The organism is Pseudomonas sp. 5Ae-yellow (assembly GCF_014077575.1).
In the GTDB taxonomy this organism is placed as follows: Bacteria; Pseudomonadota; Gammaproteobacteria; order Pseudomonadales; family Pseudomonadaceae; genus Halopseudomonas; species Halopseudomonas neustonica.
Map to the genome: position 1 here is coordinate 160,534 of NZ_JACGWE010000003.1, position 15,988 is coordinate 176,521.

Annotated in this window: 14 protein-coding genes and 1 tRNA gene; 7 read left to right on the forward strand and 8 right to left on the reverse strand. The window is 56.5% G+C overall.

What is annotated here, in order from left to right:
• Positions 1-92: 92 nt before the first annotated feature.
• A complete protein-coding gene (locus H4J77_RS03740; RefSeq protein ID WP_123890208.1) occupies positions 93-1,946 on the forward strand; it encodes an ABC transporter ATP-binding protein in 1,854 nt (617 codons plus the stop codon).
• An 84-nt stretch (positions 1,947-2,030) separates the two neighbouring features.
• Here H4J77_RS03740 and H4J77_RS03745 read toward each other — a convergent pair.
• Together H4J77_RS03745 and mobA are read right to left on the reverse strand one after the other, a co-directional pair.
• Positions 2,031-2,107, reverse strand: a tRNA-Pro gene (locus H4J77_RS03745).
• 82 nt (positions 2,108-2,189) lie between these two features.
• Positions 2,190-2,762: a molybdenum cofactor guanylyltransferase MobA gene (mobA, locus tag H4J77_RS03750; protein ID WP_182247060.1), complete on the reverse strand. Its 573-nt coding sequence runs from the start codon at positions 2,760-2,762 to the stop codon at positions 2,190-2,192.
• A 121-nt stretch (positions 2,763-2,883) separates the two neighbouring features.
• On the opposite strand from mobA, the gene moaB reads away from it, so the two are divergent.
• From moaB to H4J77_RS03770, 4 genes are all read left to right on the forward strand, one after another.
• Positions 2,884-3,420: a molybdenum cofactor biosynthesis protein B gene (gene moaB, locus H4J77_RS03755; RefSeq protein ID WP_123890210.1), complete on the forward strand. Its 537-nt coding sequence runs from the start codon at positions 2,884-2,886 to the stop codon at positions 3,418-3,420.
• Complete coding sequence (gene glp / locus H4J77_RS03760; protein WP_259364707.1) at positions 3,417-4,625, forward strand: gephyrin-like molybdotransferase Glp; 1,209 nt, start codon at positions 3,417-3,419, stop codon at positions 4,623-4,625. Before moaB ends, glp begins: the two co-directional genes overlap by 4 nt.
• 129 nt (positions 4,626-4,754) lie before the next feature.
• Positions 4,755-6,371, forward strand: a complete 1,617-nt coding sequence (locus tag H4J77_RS03765) for a DUF6923 family protein (RefSeq protein WP_182247064.1) — start codon at positions 4,755-4,757, stop codon at positions 6,369-6,371.
• 151 nt (positions 6,372-6,522) lie between these two features.
• A complete protein-coding gene (locus H4J77_RS03770; protein ID WP_182247066.1) occupies positions 6,523-7,047 on the forward strand; it encodes an ATP-dependent zinc protease in 525 nt (174 codons plus the stop codon).
• 25 nt (positions 7,048-7,072) lie between these two features.
• Here the strand turns inward: H4J77_RS03770 and H4J77_RS03775 are convergent, their stop codons facing one another.
• Entirely contained in the window at positions 7,073-8,500 is a 1,428-nt protein-coding gene (locus tag H4J77_RS03775) for a PLP-dependent aminotransferase family protein (RefSeq protein WP_123890214.1), read from the reverse strand.
• A 162-nt stretch (positions 8,501-8,662) separates the two neighbouring features.
• Here H4J77_RS03775 and H4J77_RS03780 point away from each other — a divergent pair, with 162 nt between their 5' ends.
• Together H4J77_RS03780 and H4J77_RS03785 are read left to right on the forward strand one after the other, a co-directional pair.
• Positions 8,663-8,887, forward strand: a complete 225-nt coding sequence (locus H4J77_RS03780; RefSeq protein ID WP_182247067.1) for a DUF1127 domain-containing protein — start codon at positions 8,663-8,665, stop codon at positions 8,885-8,887.
• A gap of 142 nt (positions 8,888-9,029) precedes the next feature.
• A complete protein-coding gene (locus H4J77_RS03785) occupies positions 9,030-9,851 on the forward strand; it encodes an inositol monophosphatase (protein ID WP_182247068.1) in 822 nt (273 codons plus the stop codon).
• 51 nt (positions 9,852-9,902) lie between these two features.
• Here the strand turns inward: H4J77_RS03785 and H4J77_RS03790 are convergent, their stop codons facing one another.
• The 5 genes from H4J77_RS03790 to H4J77_RS03810 all read right to left on the reverse strand — a co-directional run bounded on the left by H4J77_RS03790 (position 9,903) and on the right by H4J77_RS03810 (position 15,321).
• Positions 9,903-10,889 carry a GGDEF domain-containing protein gene (locus tag H4J77_RS03790; RefSeq protein WP_218565681.1) on the reverse strand — a complete coding sequence of 329 codons (987 nt, stop codon included), beginning with the start codon at positions 10,887-10,889 and terminating at the stop codon, positions 9,903-9,905.
• Positions 10,890-11,125: 236 nt separating this feature from the next.
• Complete coding sequence (locus H4J77_RS03795; protein WP_123890218.1) at positions 11,126-11,890, reverse strand: amino acid ABC transporter ATP-binding protein; 765 nt, start codon at positions 11,888-11,890, stop codon at positions 11,126-11,128.
• A gap of 9 nt (positions 11,891-11,899) precedes the next feature.
• The gene (locus tag H4J77_RS03800; protein ID WP_123890219.1) at positions 11,900-12,997 is read right to left on the reverse strand and encodes an amino acid ABC transporter permease; all 1,098 of its coding nucleotides are present in this window, start codon (positions 12,995-12,997) and stop codon (positions 11,900-11,902) included.
• Between the two features lie 9 nt (positions 12,998-13,006).
• Positions 13,007-14,191 carry an amino acid ABC transporter permease gene (locus H4J77_RS03805; protein WP_182247069.1) on the reverse strand — a complete coding sequence of 395 codons (1,185 nt, stop codon included), beginning with the start codon at positions 14,189-14,191 and terminating at the stop codon, positions 13,007-13,009.
• Positions 14,192-14,292: 101 nt separating this feature from the next.
• Positions 14,293-15,321, reverse strand: a complete 1,029-nt coding sequence (locus tag H4J77_RS03810; protein ID WP_123890220.1) for an amino acid ABC transporter substrate-binding protein — start codon at positions 15,319-15,321, stop codon at positions 14,293-14,295.
• Between the last annotated feature and the right edge of the window lie 667 nt (positions 15,322-15,988).

Here is a 15,988-nt window from a genome sequence, read left to right on the forward strand (position 1 = left end):
GTGCGCTTTCACTGTTACCAATCTTCCCTTGAGGGCTGCAATCGCGGCGCTCATAATGCTCGGCCTGCTCACCTAGCCACAGGCCCTTTTGCATGTTTCGCTGGTTTGAAAACCGCCTTGATCCCTTCCCCGCTGCCGAGTTGAGCGAGCCGCCGCGCAAGCTGCTGCCGTTCTGTATGCACTTTACCCGTGGCGCGTGGCCCTACATCATCCTCGCCGCTATTCTCACGGCCGGTATTGCGCTGACCGAAGTTTGGCTGTTTGCCTTTCTAGGCAATATCGTCGATTGGCTATCAGGCCAAAGCCGGGAAACCTTCCTGCAAAACGAGGGCTGGAAACTGGTCGGTATGGCTCTGATGGCACTGGTCGTGCTACCGCTGCTGGTATTCAGCAGCAGCCTGCTGACGCATCAAACGCTCATGGGCAATTACCCCATGCGCATCCGCTGGCTGGTACACCGTTACCTGCTCAAACAATCAATGGCCTTCTATCAGGACGAGTTCGCCGGACGCATCGCCACCAAACTGATGCAGACCGCCCTCGCGGTACGCGAATGCGTCATCAAGCTGATCGACGTACTCAACTACATATGCGTCTATTTCATCGGCACACTGCTGCTGGTCGGCATGGCTGACTGGCGGCTAACGCTGCCCATGTTTGCCTGGCTGATCGGCTACATTTTGCTCATGCGCCATTATGTGCCGGTGCTGGGCAAGGTCGCAGAAGTCCAGGCTGACGCACGCTCGGTCATGACCGGTCGCATCGTCGACAGCTATACCAATATTCAAACGGTAAAGCTGTTTTCCCACGCCAAGCGCGAGTCGAGCTATGCCCGTGAAGGCATGGACGGCTTCATGCTCACCGTGCACCAGCAGATGCGTCTGGTCACCACGCTCTATAGCCTGCTCTATCTGCTCAATGCACTGCTATTGCTTGGCGTTGCCGGTACGGCGATCTGGCTTTGGACACAAGGCTCCATCAGCGTCGGCGCGGTTGCCGTGGCGGTTGGTATTGTTCTGCGCCTGTCCGGCATGTCGCAGTGGATTATGTGGGAACTCTCTGCCCTGTTTGAAAACATTGGCACTGTGCAGGACGGCATCAACTCGATTTCACGCCCGCAGCAGGTCGACGACCAACCTGATGCCAAGCCGCTACGGGTGACCCAGGGCGAGATTCACTTTGATCAGGTGCACTTCCATTACGGCAAAGGCCACGGGGTCATGGCTGACCTGAACCTGCATATCAAACCTGGCGAAAAGATCGGTCTGGTCGGCCGCTCCGGTGCGGGCAAATCAACACTGGTCAATCTGCTGCTGCGTTTCTACGACGTGGAGTCCGGCCGAGTCATGATCGACGGTCAGAATATTGCCGACGTCGAGCAAGACAGCTTGCGGGCACAGATCGGCATGGTCACGCAGGACACCTCCCTGCTCCACCGCTCAGTGCGCGACAACATCCTCTATGGTCGCCCGGATGCGGACGAGCAGTTGATGCGGGAGGCGACGCACAGTGCCGAAGCAGATGCCTTCATCGCCGAACTGGAGGACGCCAAGGGCCGCCGTGGCTTTGATGCGCATGTGGGTGAGCGCGGCGTCAAACTATCGGGCGGTCAACGCCAGCGTATCGCCATCGCCCGCGTCATGCTCAAGGATGCCCCTATCCTGATTCTGGATGAGGCTACTTCGGCGCTGGATTCCGAAGTCGAAGCGGCGATTCAGGAAAACCTGAACAAGCTGATGCAGGGCAAAACCGTGATAGCCATTGCCCATCGCCTCTCCACCATCGCCGAGATGGACCGGCTGATCGTGATGGACCAGGGCCGCATCATCGAAGACGGCAGCCATGCTGAGCTGGTCGCACGCGGCGGTCTCTATGCCAATCTGTGGGCACGCCAGTCCGGCGGTTTTTTGGGTGAAGAACTGGACGAGCCCGCAGCAAAAGTCTGATTTTTATAGCTGACAGACACAACAAAGCCCGCATAAGCGGGCTTTGTTTTTTTGGCTGATTGAGCAAATCAATCAACACGGATATGGTCGGAGAGGCTGGACTCGAACCAGCGACCTTCTCGTCCCGAACGAGACGCGCTACCAGGCTGCGCTACACTCCGTCATGGGCGAATATTTTACCTCAATGATCGAATCGTTCAAGAGGTCGGCTGAGAAATCATGACCGTTTTCCGAGGGTTAGCGCTAACGCCAGTCAGCGCCATGGTTGGCGTTATGCAATCGCACATCGTCTTCAGATAAATCATAAAAGCCGGGGTTCTGCGCTAATTGCCAGCGCAACGGGCTACGCTCCCCTTGCTGCCAAGCTGCCTCCATCTCTGCCAGTAGCGTGCGTGGAATAACGCAGAGCAGCGGCTGCCAACGCGTACCCACACGCACCATACACGGCGCCCGTGGATGACGCGCAGCACAGCTAAGCAAGCCCTGCAGCAAATCCTCATCAACCCGCGGCATATCACAGGGCACCACCAGCAAGTGACTCGTGGTGCACGCACGCAAACCCGCCAGAATGCCTGCCAACGGCCCAGGGAAATCAGGCTCATCATCAGCCACCAGCCGATCGGACCAAGCACTGTAAGTCGCCTGATTACGATTGCAGCTGATCAAAAGCTCGCCACCCATACTGCGCAGCAACTTACTCAAGTGCGCCGCAACCGGCTCGCCCTGAAAAGACATCAAGCCTTTGTCACGTCCGGCCAGCCTGCTGCCACGGCCACCGGCGAGCAAAAGTGAGGTGTGGGTCGAAGCGCCAAACATAGTGCAAAACTCGGGTAATCAATGGCTGTGTGTTATAACACTCGACCTATCTCAATAGAAAGCTGACCGCCTTGATACACGCATTGGCGGCGGTCACCACAGCCGTTTTAAGGAACCCAGTATGGCCAAGCCAGACGCGCCCTTCATCCCGCTCTCCATCGCGGTTCTGACCGTCAGCGATACCCGCACACTCGACAGCGATACCTCCGGCCAATTGCTGAGCGACAGCCTGAACGCAGCCGGACATCAGCTCGCCGATCGCCAGTTGCAACCCGATGATATCTACCAGATTCGCGCCACTGTTTCGGCCTGGATTGCCCGATCTGACGTGCAGGTGGTGCTCATCACCGGCGGTACCGGTTTTACCGGTCGTGATAGTACTCCCGAGGCCATAACGCCCCTACTCGACAAAATGGTCGACGGTTTTGGTGAGCTGTTCCGGCATATTTCCTGGCAGGAAATCGGCACCTCTACCTTACAGTCACGCGCACTAGCGGGCTTGGCCAACCGCACGCTGATCGTCTGCGTGCCCGGCTCTACCAACGCCTGCCGCACTGCCTGGACGAAAATACTGCACGAGCAACTGGATTCGCGCACGCGGCCCTGTAACTTTGTGCAGCACCTGGATAATACCGAGCAATGCGGCAGCCGCACATGAGCCTGATGCCGGTTGCCCAAGCCCTGCAGCAACTGCTCGACAGCGCCCGTAGCCATCCGGCTCAGCCGGTTGACGAACTACCGTTGGAGCAGGCTTTGGGTCAGGTTTTGGCGGCACCCGTCATCGCGGCGCATGACGTACCGCCTTGGGACAATAGCGCCATGGACGGCTATGCCTTTAACGCCAACGACCTGGCCAAAGCGCAAGCCGAAGGTTTACCCATCAGCCAGCGGATCACCGCTGGTATGGCCCCGGCTCCACTACTGGCTGGCAGCTGCGCGCGTATCTTCACTGGCGCACCGCTGCCAGCTGGCGCCAATTGCGTGGAAATGCAGGAGAACGTCGAGCTGACCAAAAGTGGCTTGGCGCGGCTAATGCAACCAGTACACGCAGGTCAGAACGTGCGTGCGCAAGGTCAGGATGTACAGACCGGGAGTCAGGTACTGAGCGCCGGTTTGCGCCTGCGCCCACAGGATCTGGGCGTGATCGCTTCGGTAGGTTTGGCGCGCGTGGCCGTGCATCGTCCGTTGCGGGTGGCCGTGGTATCCACAGGGGACGAACTGGTTGAGCCCGGTGAACAGCTACATCCTGGGCAGATTTTCAACAGCAACAGGTTCACCTTGATCGGCGCGCTACAGCGGCTTGGCCAACCTATTATCGACGGCGGCATATTACCGGATGATCCTGAGCAGACGCGCAGCCGTTTAAGCGCGCTAGCGGATCAGGCTGACGTAATCATCAGCTCCGGCGGTGTTTCTGTCGGTGAGGCCGACTGCCTTGGCCAAGTACTGCGTGACAGCGGTGAGATCACGCTATGGAAGCTGGCGATCAAACCGGGCAAACCCTTTACCCTGGGTAGCTTCGCCGGCACGCCGGTGCTAGGCCTACCCGGCAATCCGGCGGCCACGCTGGTAACCTTCCTCCTGCTGGTTCGGCCCTATCTGCTCACGCGGCTTGGCTGTACCACCGTCGAGCCGTCCCATTTTGCTTTGCCCGCCGGGTTTGCATGGCAACGGCCCGGCAACCGCGATGAATACCTGAGAGCCACATTGGTCGATGGTTGCATTCAACTTGCTGGCAACCAAAGCTCAGGGGTGCTCAGTTCGGCCAGCCAAGCCAGCGGACTGGTTTTGATTCCAGCCAATACACGCGTAGAACGCGGTCAAGCGCTGAGCTTTCTGCCCTTCACCGGATTGTTTGACTGATCCCACACCGGGTAAAGCGGCCCCGCCACGTTTATTCAACGCCATCAACCCCACCTATGCCGCGAGCATCTGACAATTAGCTGGCTAGAATCGAGACATACCTGCAAACAACAATAATAGGAATCTCGCATGAAGCCATCCTTCCAGGCCGCCGCCTTTGCCTCGCTGGTCAGTCTTTCCGGCGCAGTGTTCGCGACCGAGTACTCCGCGCCCGAAGCGCTGGTAGCGCCGTCATCCTTCAAAGGGGTGCATGGCCTTGCGGTCGATAAGCAAGGCCGCCTGCTGGCAGGCAGCGTGGTGGGCAACAGCATCTATCAGGTCGATATCGACAGCGGTGAAACCAGCGTCTTCATTGGGCCCGATCAAGGGCAAGCGGATGACATTGCAATCGGCCCCAAGGGTGAGATGGCCTGGACCGGGTTCTACGCCGGTCAGTTGCTGATACGCGACAACGACGAAGCGCCCATACGCGTTGTCGCCACCGACCTACCCGGTATGAACTCGCTCGATTTCAATGATGAAACCGGCCAACTGTATGCCAGCCAGGTATTTCTGGGCGATGCGCTCTGGGAAATCGACCCCACGGGTAGCGAGGCTCCGCGGTTGATCGCCAAGGACTTGGGCGGCTTCAACGGCTTTGAAGTCGGCAGCGATGGCTGGTTATATGGGCCACTCTGGTTCAAAGGGGAAGTCGTACGCATCAACCCGGCTGATGGCCAGATTGAGACAGTCGCGACCGGCTTCGGCACACCGGCCGCCGCCAATTTCGACTCCAAAGGCAACCTGTACGCCATCGACACGCTCAGTGGACTGCTCAAGCGCATCAATCTAAGCAGCGGCGAAACCACTAACATCGCCCAGCTCAGCAGCTCGCTGGATAACCTGGCCATCGACAGCCAGGATCGAATCTTTGTCTCCAATATGGCTGATAACAGCATTCAGGAAGTCAATCCAGCGACCGGCAAGGTACGCCTGATCACCGGCGGCAAGCTGGCAGTACCGGCCGGGCTGGTACTGACGGAGCACGGCGCAGACCTCTACGTTGCCGACGTTTTTGCCTTTCGCAAAGTGGATACCACTAGCGGCGAGGTTACCGATCTGCGCCGCGCGCACGGCTCGGATGCCGAGTACCCGATCAGCGTTGGTCTGGGTAAAGAGCGGTTACTGCTAACGAGTTTTTCAACCGGCACGCTGCACGTCATTGACCGCCAGGACAACAAGACGCTGCACATGATTCACGGCCTTAAAGCCCCCTCTGGCGCCGTAGAGTTGAGCAATGGCGACATAGTGGTCAGTGAGATGGAAAGCGGCAAGCTGTTGCGCCTGAGCGGCGAGAGCCTGGACCAGCAGCAGGTGCTGAGCGAGGGATTGCAGGGTCCGGTACAGATGATCCTCGGCCACGACGGCATGATTTATCTGACAGAGATCGCGGGATTCCTGACCCGCGTTGATCCTGCCACAGGCAAACTGGAACGCCTGGTCAGTGATCTGCAACTGCCAGAAGGCTTGAGCGAAACAGCCGATGGCAAGTTTGTCGTCGCCGAAAGTGCCGCTCACAGACTACTGCTGGTTGATCCCGCAACCGGCACTAAAAGCGTGCTCGCCAGCGAGCTACCCATTGGCTTTCCCGCTGGCCCAGGTATGCCGCCAACCGGCATTCCGACCGGCGTAGCCGTGGCTGCAGACGGCACTATTTTCTTCAGCTCGGACATCGACAACGGCCTGTACAGGTTGCAGCCCGAATAAGCTAACGGTGACCGTGCCAAGAGTATCAGGGGCGGTCACCGTAACATCCAGTCAAATACGCGGTTGTGCTTTTTTATGAACGTTTTCAGAGCGAACCAGTCAATTTTAACAGACTGAATTGAACTGATTAGCTATAACAGGAGACGTGTTCATGCATTACCTGCTGAAAAAAGCCCTCATTCCTGCCGTCGCCCTTGCCGCCATCGCCGGTTCCGGTCTGTCTCATGCAGACGCACCAAACTCGCTGGGCTGGCTGGAAGAAGGCGTGATCATGCCTGAGGATGTGACGGTGAAATTCAAACTGGATTCAGGCGCCCTCACCTCCTCGATGCACGCACAAAACATCGAGCGTTTTGAAAAGGATGGCGAGGACTGGGTGCGCTTTCAGGTAGAGCTTGAAGATATCAAGACAGAGCAAACCGTCGCCTCGACTTTTGAGCGTCCACTTGAACGCAACCTGAAAGTACGTGGCGCTGGCGGTTCGGAAGAACGCCCGGTGGTAAAAATGGAAGTCTGCGTGGGCGAAGAGGTACTCAATCAGGAGTTCTCTCTGCGCGACCGCAGTAACATGCACTATCCGGTTTTGCTTGGTCGCCGCACGCTGGATGAACTGGGCATGGTAGATACCTCCCGCACCTTTACCACCAAGCCTGCCTGTTCTGCCAGCCAGGCTTGATAAGCGAGCATAGAGTGCGCTGAGACTAAAGCGTCTCGGCGCCAGCCTCAGCCAACAGCAAGGTCACCTCTCGACTAACCACCACCAAAGCCTCATACATTTGCGCGCTGGCCTGCGTGTAATTGATGCGCAGGCAATCACGGTATTTGCCTGATGCCGAGAACAGCGAACCGGGTGCGATCTGAATACCCGAGCTAAGTAGACGCTCGTTCAGGCGCACCGAATCCAGCCCCTTGACCTCCACCCAGAGCAAAAAGCCGCCCTGCGGGTAACTCACACCGGTACCTACTGGAAACAACGCCTGCACCCAGCCCAGAACCACATCCAGGTTGCGCTGATACTGACGGACCACTTGGCGCAAATGCCGCTCGTAGTGCCCCTGCTCGACAAACTCGGCAACGGCCAGCTGCGGCAAGGTCGCCGACGCACCGGTAGATACATACTTCTGATGCAAAACCTGATCACGGTAGCGACCAGGCGCTATCCACCCTACCCTCAGCGAGGGAATCAGGGTTTTGGAAAAAGAACTGCAGAGCAGCACGCGGCCATCGTCATCAAAGGATTTGAGCGTCCTTGGACGCGGTGCGCGATAGGCCAGATCGCCATAGATATCATCCTCAATGATCGCCACATCAAAACGCTGAGCCAGCGCCACCAGCTCGCGCTTGCGCGCTTCAGGCATGGTATAGCCCAGCGGGTTATTGTGCGTGGGCGTAATCTGTATCGCTTTGATTGGCCACTGCTCCAATGCCAATTCCAACGCCTCCAGACTGATTCCGGTCTCCGGGTCGGTGGGGATCTCCATCGCCTTGAGCTGATGCGCCTTGAGAATCTGCATGCTGCCGTAAAAGCTGGGCGAGTCGACCGCGACCACATCCCCTGGAACGGTGAGCGTACGAATGGCAATCGACAGCGCTTCCTGGCAACCAGTGGTAATCAGGATGTCGTCCGGATGCAGCAGGCAACCTGAACTTGAGGCTAGCCGCGCGAGTTGCTTGCGCAGCTGCGGACTCCCGGCCAGGGAGTCGTACCTTAAACCAGCGGCATGGGCACTGCGGTGCAGGCCAGCCAGCACCTGAAACAGGGGCTTCAACGTTTTGGCTTCGACGTCGGGTATGCCCCGCCCCAACGAAATAATGTGATCGGCACTGGGCTCACCCACCAGGTTCAGCACATGATCCCACTGGGATACATCGAGGGGCCGCTGAGCAGGACGAGTCACGCCCGGCAGCACCGCCGGAGCCGTGCGCGCGAGTACAAAGTAACCGGACTTCGGACGCGCCTCTATCAAGCTCTGAGCTTCCAACCCCGCGTAGGCGGTCTGTACCGTTGAAATACTCACAGCAAACTCGGCACACAGCTCGCGGATCGACGGCAATCTATCACCTGCGCGGTACAGACCATGCTCGATGCGCTGGCGCATCGTCGCCGCAACCTCTTCATAGCGTTTCATAACAAAAGTCACCCGACTCACGTTTACCAGTACAGATTCAACCAAAATACAGCATACAGCCCGATCAAACCCGCCTCTGTATCTATTTATTATTTTTTTACTGTATCTGTATCAAGAATAACGAAAACCTTAATCTAGCTCCACGCTAACAGGAGAACCGTAATGAACAGCAAGTCACTCACTGCCATCTTCAGCCTGGCGCTGAAGCATCACCAACAAAGGCGCGACTACCACCATTTGTTGAAACTCGACGAACATCTATTGGCCGATATCGGCCTGACCCGTGCACAGATTCGTCGCGAGCTGGCTCGCCCCTACTGGGCCGGGTTAAAGCTCAACCTGCGCTGCAACGGCATGCTCACGCAGAAGCCGCGCTTGCGCGCCTGAAATGGCTATTGGCGCCTCGGCAGCAGCATGATTAGACCCGTTGTGCGCAACGCAGACTGAGACTCGCTTTACCGACTAACTTAATTTTAGCGCTGATATTCAGTACCCTTGAATCCTTAACAGCCTCATGCGGATAAACCGAATGTCCAGTGCCCTGCCCCACGACCTGAATATTGAAGCACGTTACGTCCTCGCCAAACAGGTAGCGCAAGAGGCGGCCCGACGCGGTATGGCCTATTACCAAAAGCGCGAAGAACTCAATATTGAACATAAGGGAGATGATCGCCAGGATCTGGTGAGCATCGCTGACCGCGCGCTGGAAGATTATATTCGCGCCGAATTGCTGGCTGCCTTTCCTGAAGACGGTTTTCTCGGTGAAGAAAGTGGCTCCGCCGACCTGAGTGCGCGCTGTCTTTGGGTGGTAGACCCGATCGATGGCACGGCCTGTTTTGTCAACGGTCTGCACAATTGGTGCGTGTCTATTGGCATGCTGCTGGATGGTACCCCACACATTGGTGCTATAGCGGACCCCAACCACAACGAGCTGTTTCATGGGGTGCGCGGTCAGGGCGCGTTCGTCAACGAACGACCACTGCGCGTCAGCAAGGCATCGCATGTGCGCGAGGGCCTGATGGGCGTGGGCACGTTTTATCCGCGCGGCACAGAGTATTTCTTACCCTTTCTCACCAGTCTGCTCGGCGAAGGTGGCATGTTTTTGCGCAACGGTTCAGGCGCGCTGATGACTGCCTACGTAGCCGCAGGACGTTTGCTGGGATATTACGAAACACTGCTCAAGAGCTGGGACTGCGCTGCCGGGTTGGTATTGGTTGCTGAAGCAGGCGGTCGAAGTAATGACTTTTTACGTGGCGAGGGCTTGCTGCACGGCAATCCCTATCTGGTCGCCTGCCCCGGCGTATACGAGCAGGTTGCCGAAATGATAGGCCCAATGCTCAATAGCGACTAAAAGCGGAATTAAAAACATTATCCCGCAGTGCCCGGTTTAGCGATTAAGCAATCAGGCCAGCGCGATCTCTACCCTGTTGCGCCCAGCTGATTTGCCCGCATACAAGGCGTGGTCCGCGCGGGCAACCGCACTGCTTAACAACTCTTCGGCACGGTACTGCGTAATCCCAATCGACAAGGTCACGCTGACTCGCTCCCCGTCCTGCTCCAGCTCCAGCGACTCAATCGCGCTACGTAACCGCTCGGCACTGGCGGTCGCCTGTTCAAGATCCGTATCTGGCAGTATCACCAGAAACTCTTCGCCACCCCAACGACCAATAAAGTCTTGCTCACGTAGTGCGCCTTGCAGTGCCTTACTAACCGCAACCAGAGCACGATCTCCCATATCATGACCGAATTGATCATTGATCTGCTTAAAGTGATCTATGTCCATCAACATGAATGTCAGGTTACTCGGCCGACGATGATGACGTGCCAATTCTTTTTCTGTCAGCTCGATAATATGTCGGCGATTGAATAAACCGGTCAGAGGATCAGTTGTCGCCATACGCGCCAGCCGCCGGTGCGCGCGCGTGACCGTTACCACATAGAACAGCGCCAGATAGCTGAACATACAAAATACGATGGTCAGATTGAAAACATGCACGCCCAGTAGAGCGCCTGAGGATATTGGCTGCAGGGGCTCGATGTACCACATAAGCACATCCAGGCCGACATAGTAGAGCCACAGGCAAACCGCGAGTATCCAGGCACTGCGCGCCCGCATGCTGACGAACAAGGCAGGTATAAACATCAGCAGAAAATAGTGAAAACCACTTTCCCAACCTACCAGCACAGTGCCCAACCCTGCGTGCACCAGCACTTCCGTGCGAATCAACATGATCGCCAAACGATTACGCCGTTGGCTGAACGCACGATAGGCGTAAACGTACATCGCCACACTAATGACGTTGACCCACGCCAAAACAGGAGAACCCAGGATCAGAAAAATAAAGAAAAAAGCGACATCAACGCCGCCGGCCAACTGGCAACAACGCATTGAAAGCTGCCAAAACTCAGGCCGCGCGTCGCGCTTGTGTGGATTTTCTGGGTGCGACCCTGGCATAAAGGCTATCACCTAAAGTCATATTATTATTAAGGTCAACTGCCAGAGAGCCGACAGCAAGAGTGCCTGAAGTGTAGTTAATTGGGGCAGCCGCAGCTACTACTAATAAAGCCAATTCAGCTTGAGCAGGTCGTCTATGACGTACTCCAGCCGAACCGACTTCGGTCAATTTAATGCAGTATCTGACTCAAGAATAATTGTGTTCGTTCGTTTTCAGGGTTGCTGAAGAACTTGTTTGGCTCAGCCTCTTCGACTATCTCGCCACGATCCATGAAGATCACCCGGTTGGCCACCGTTCGCGCAAAACCCATTTCGTGCGTCACGCAGAGCATAGTCATACCGTCTTCGGCCAGGCCAATCATAGTGTCCAGCACCTCTTTTACCATCTCGGGGTCCAGCGCAGAGGTTGGCTCATCAAACAACATGATCTTGGGCTGCATACATAGCGCACGCGCTATCGCTACTCGCTGCTGCTGACCACCAGACAACTGCCCCGGAAACTTGTGCGCCTGCTCCGGAATGCGTACCCGCTCCAGATAATGCATGGCCATTTCTTCCGCTTCACGGCGCGGCGTCTTGCGCACCCACATCGGCGATAGCGTACAGTTCTGCAGCACCGTCAGATGGGGAAACAGATTGAAGTGCTGAAATACCATGCCTACTTCACGGCGAACCGCTTCAATTTGCTTGAGGTCATGGGTCAGCTCGGTACCGTCGACCAGAATGCGTCCCTGCTGATGCTCTTCTAGCCGGTTCAGGCAGCGAATAGTAGTCGACTTACCTGACCCTGACGGCCCGCAGAGCACAATACGTTCGCCCTGCTGCACATTCATGTTGATGTCTTTCAATACGTGGAACTGGCCATACCATTTGTGTACCCCATCCATCTGGATAATGCCTTCAGGCTGGGTTGGCTGCATGTTTACGTCGCTCATCTCTTGCTCCTAACGCTTGTGGCCTGTGTCCAGCTTGCGCTCCAGATGCATGGAGTAGCGGGACATACCGAAACAGAAAATCCAGAACACCAGAGCGGCGAAGACATAGCCTTCGGTTGCCATCCCCAGCCAGGCCGGGTCGGTGGTCGCTTGTTTAATGCTATTGAGCAAGTCGAAGAGGCCGATAATGATCACCAGACTGGTGTCTTTAAACAGCGCAATAAAGGTATTGACGATACCCGGGATGACCATCTTCAGCGCCTGCGGCAATATCACCAGACCCATCATCCGCCAGTAGCCCAAGCCCATCGCTGCTGCGGCCTCGTACTGCCCCTTGGGAATGGCCTGCAGACCACCACGTACCACCTCGGCGACGTAAGCAGATTGAAACAGAATGACGCCGATCAACGCGCGCACCAGCTTGTCGAAATTCATTCCTTCCGGCAGGAACAACGGTAACATCACCGATGACATGAACAGCACCGTGATCAGCGGGACGCCCCGCCAGAACTCGATGAAGGTCACGCAAATCACGCGAATGGCCGGCATATCAGAACGACGCCCCAGCGCCAGCATAATGCCGAGAGGCAGTGCGCCAGCGATGCCCACTGCGGCGATCACCAGCGTCAGCGTCAAGCCGCCCCACTGACTGGTAGGCACAAGATCCAGCCCCAGAAAGCCGCCGTGCAGCAGCCAGTAGGCCAGCAGCGGATAAACGACCAGGAAGGCGATGCCATAACGGGCTTTACGCGGCATGGCATCAATAAACAAAGGCGCTGCGCCGACAATTGCCAATATCACCGTGAGGTCAACGCGCCAACGCAGCTCAGACGGATAGAAGCCGTACATAAACTGGCCAAAGCGCTGCTGAATGAAAACCCAGCAGGCACCCTCGCTGGTGCAGTCGGCTCTGGTAGTACCAACCCAGTCGGCGTTAATAATGGCCCAATTGATCAACGGCGGTACTATCAGCCACAGCAGATACAAGGCAAAGAGCGTGAGCAGGCTGTTAAACAAGCCGGAGAACAGATTTTCACGAAGCCAGGCGAGCACCCCGATCGCCTGTTTGGGCGGCGGCATGTCAGGTTTGAAAGTATGTGTCTGCATAGCGGCTCCTCAGCGCTCAATCAGCGCTATGCGCCCGTTGTACCAGTTCATAAACAGCGAGATGCTGATGCTGATCGCCAGGTAAACACTCATGGTAATCGCGATGACTTCGATAGCCTGCCCCGTCTGGTTAAGCACGGTACCGGCGAACAGCGACACCATATCGGGATAACCGATGCCGGCAGCCAGCGACGAGTTCTTTGCCAGGTTCAGGTATTGACTGGTCAACGGCGGAATGATGACCCGCAAGGCCTGCGGAATGATCACCAAACGCAGCGTTTTACCCGCCGGCAACCCCAGTGAGTGGGCCGCCTCTGTCTGGCCATGACTTACGGACTGGATGCCCGCACGCACGATTTCAGCAATAAAGGCAGCGGTATAGATACTCAGCGCGAGCGTTAACGCGATCAGCTCGGGGATCAGCACCCAACCACCGGCAAAGTTGAAGCCCGATAGCTCCGGTACCGTCCAGACCAGCGGATTACCGGCTATCAGGACGGCGGCGCCCGGAATAATCAGCAAAAACGCGAACACCGAGATCAGCACCGGGAAGGGCTGCCCGGTCGTCTCACGACGCTTGCGCGCCCAGCGCCCCAAGAACACTGACGCCACAACAGCCAGCAGCAACGCGGCAAAGAACAGCCCAAAAGTCTCGGATAGCCCTGGCGAAGGCATGTACAGACCACGGCTGTTGAGATAGAAACTATCGAGTACACCCAGGCTTTGCCGCGGCCCGGGCAAGGAGAGCATAACCGCGAAGTACCAGAACAAAATCTGCAGTAGCGGCGGAATATTGCGGAAGGTTTCGATATAGAGCGTCGCTAGCTGGCGAACTAGCCAGTTGGGCGACAAGCGCGCCACGCCAAGCAGAAAACCGATGATGGTCGCCAGTACGATACCAATCACCGAGACCAGCAGCGTATTGAGCAGGCCCACAAAAAACACGCGCCCATAGCTATCGGTCTGAGTGTAATCAATCAGATGCTGAGCTATGCCAAAGCCCGCAGTGTTGTTGAGAAATGCAAACCCGGAGGTGATACCGCGCTGTTCCAGGTTGGTCTGTGTATTGTCGAATAGATACCAGCCAAGCCCCACCACCGCGGCTATGGCAAGCAGCTGAAAAATCAATGCCCGCAGCTTTGGGTCGGTCAGAACCGAGCCTCCGCGTCGCGGCACATTGGCAGTATTTTGCATATAAGCCTCTCGCATCCTCGGCTCAAACAGCGAGCGAAGATCCAACTTGTCAGAACAAAATCAGCCCGATCTTGCGACCGGGCTGACGTGCCGGTTAGGAATCAGCGCACAGGGGGTGCGTACTGAAGCCCACCTTGGTTCCACAAAGCATTGAGGCCACGTTCGATCTTCAGCTCGCTGCCGGCACCGACATTGCGCTCGAAGCTCTCGCCGTAGTTACCTACCTGTTTAATGATGTTCACTGCCCAGTCAGCAGGCAGCTTCAGATCTCTGCCGTACTCGCCTTCCGCACCCAGCAGGCGCGCCACATCAGGCTTACCCGTTGCCTTGGCCATCTCGTCAACGTTGCTGGATGTCACACCCAACTCTTCTGCGTTAACCATGGCGAACAGCGACCAGCGCACGATGTTGAACCACTCGTCATCACCCTGACGTACCACAGGCCCCAATGGCTCCTTGGAAATCACCTCGGGCAAAACCACATACTCCTCTGGAGCAGCCAGCTTGATGCGCTGCGCATACAACTGTGACTGGTCTGAGGTCAGCACATCGCAACGACCTGACTCGAGTGACTTGGCGCTCTCATCCGAGGTGTCATAAGTGATAGGAGTAAATTGCAGATTATTGGCACGGAAGTAGTCAGACAAATTCAGCTCGGTGGTAGTACCGGCCTGAATGCAGACGGTAGCCCCATCCAATTGCTTGGCACTGGTCACACCCAGCTTCTTGTTCACCAGAAAGCCCTGACCGTCATAATAGTTCACACCGGTAAAGTTCAGACCCAAACCAGCGTCTCGCGAACTGGTCCAGGTTGTGTTGCGCGACAACACGTCTACTTCACCTGACTGCAGCGCGGTGAAACGTTCCTTCGCAGTCAACGGGCTATACCTGACTTTGGTCGCATCACCGAACATGGCTGCGGCCACGGCGCGGCATACATCAACATCCAACCCCAGATAGTTCCCCTTATCATCGGCATAGGAGAAACCGGGTAAGCCATCACTGATACCGCACTGAACAAACCCTTTCTCTTTGACAGCATCAAGGGTTGAACCTGCCTGCGCAAAACTGCTTACACCCAATACCGCGGCGGTGGTACATACTGCCAGAGTAGATTTCACCATCTTCATTTGAATCTCCAGTTGCTATTGTTTTGTTGGAGTCTCGAGCGCTTCCCTTCATGCTCTTGTGAAGCACTGGGTGAGAGCCTGCGGCCGTTCAGTGGAGCCAGCCTGCCCATTAACTATAGTGGACACGAGACTGATAGCAATTTGCCTATGATCGAACATAGTGCGTTCGACGTTCCCTTTTGCCTCGCCCATCAGACGAGTCTCTCCAAAGCGCACCAGCAGCTAAATTCACATAGCTGAATCAAGCGAGGCGCGCTCAGTGCCGATGGAGAATGCAAGCGTCGTACCAGAGCCCGTTCTAGAGCGCTTGCCAAAAACCGCTCATCCTTGATTTGTCTTAGTGCGACATTTTCTTCCTAAATTCGACACAGAGTGTTCCGCTAAGCGCATCAAATAAGCGCACGGGTGCTACCAAGAGGAACAAAAAAGCACAGCAAATAACCTGCCTAGGTATTGTGAAAGGTGGAGTGGCTCATCAGAGCAGGCGGAAGAAACTGATAGCGCAAAGCAAATGCAGACTGAGCTGAACGATTCAAAGTGACGACCAGCCAGCCGCCGCACTGCAAAAGCGCTTGCCTAACAATCGCGCTGGCTGAAAGCACCCCGCCCGCCACCACCCTCACCCTCCGCCTGAAGAACTTTATTCGTAAGCCTTTAGCAACTTGAC

Excerpts from the sequence above, each read along its gene's own strand:
- H4J77_RS03770 (WP_182247066.1), top strand. The coding sequence starts at position 6,523 with ATGCATTACCTGCTGAAAAAAGCCCTCATTCCTGCCGTCGCCCTTGCC.
- H4J77_RS03785 (WP_182247068.1), top strand. The coding sequence starts at position 9,030 with ATGTCCAGTGCCCTGCCCCACGACCTGAATATTGAAGCACGTTACGTC.
- moaB (WP_123890210.1), top strand. The coding sequence starts at position 2,884 with ATGGCCAAGCCAGACGCGCCCTTCATCCCGCTCTCCATCGCGGTTCTG.
- H4J77_RS03765 (WP_182247064.1), top strand. The coding sequence starts at position 4,755 with ATGAAGCCATCCTTCCAGGCCGCCGCCTTTGCCTCGCTGGTCAGTCTT.
- H4J77_RS03790 (WP_218565681.1), bottom strand. The coding sequence starts at position 10,889 with ATGCGTTGTTGCCAGTTGGCCGGCGGCGTTGATGTCGCTTTTTTCTTT.
- H4J77_RS03800 (WP_123890219.1), bottom strand. The coding sequence starts at position 12,997 with ATGCAGACACATACTTTCAAACCTGACATGCCGCCGCCCAAACAGGCG.
- H4J77_RS03780 (WP_182247067.1), top strand. The coding sequence starts at position 8,663 with ATGAACAGCAAGTCACTCACTGCCATCTTCAGCCTGGCGCTGAAGCAT.
- H4J77_RS03795 (WP_123890218.1), bottom strand. The coding sequence starts at position 11,890 with ATGAGCGACGTAAACATGCAGCCAACCCAGCCTGAAGGCATTATCCAG.
- glp (WP_259364707.1), top strand. The coding sequence starts at position 3,417 with ATGAGCCTGATGCCGGTTGCCCAAGCCCTGCAGCAACTGCTCGACAGC.
- H4J77_RS03805 (WP_182247069.1), bottom strand. The coding sequence starts at position 14,191 with ATGCAAAATACTGCCAATGTGCCGCGACGCGGAGGCTCGGTTCTGACC.
- mobA (WP_182247060.1), bottom strand. The coding sequence starts at position 2,762 with ATGTTTGGCGCTTCGACCCACACCTCACTTTTGCTCGCCGGTGGCCGT.
- H4J77_RS03740 (WP_123890208.1), top strand. The coding sequence starts at position 93 with ATGTTTCGCTGGTTTGAAAACCGCCTTGATCCCTTCCCCGCTGCCGAG.
- H4J77_RS03775 (WP_123890214.1), bottom strand. The coding sequence starts at position 8,500 with ATGAAACGCTATGAAGAGGTTGCGGCGACGATGCGCCAGCGCATCGAG.
- H4J77_RS03810 (WP_123890220.1), bottom strand. The coding sequence starts at position 15,321 with ATGAAGATGGTGAAATCTACTCTGGCAGTATGTACCACCGCCGCGGTA.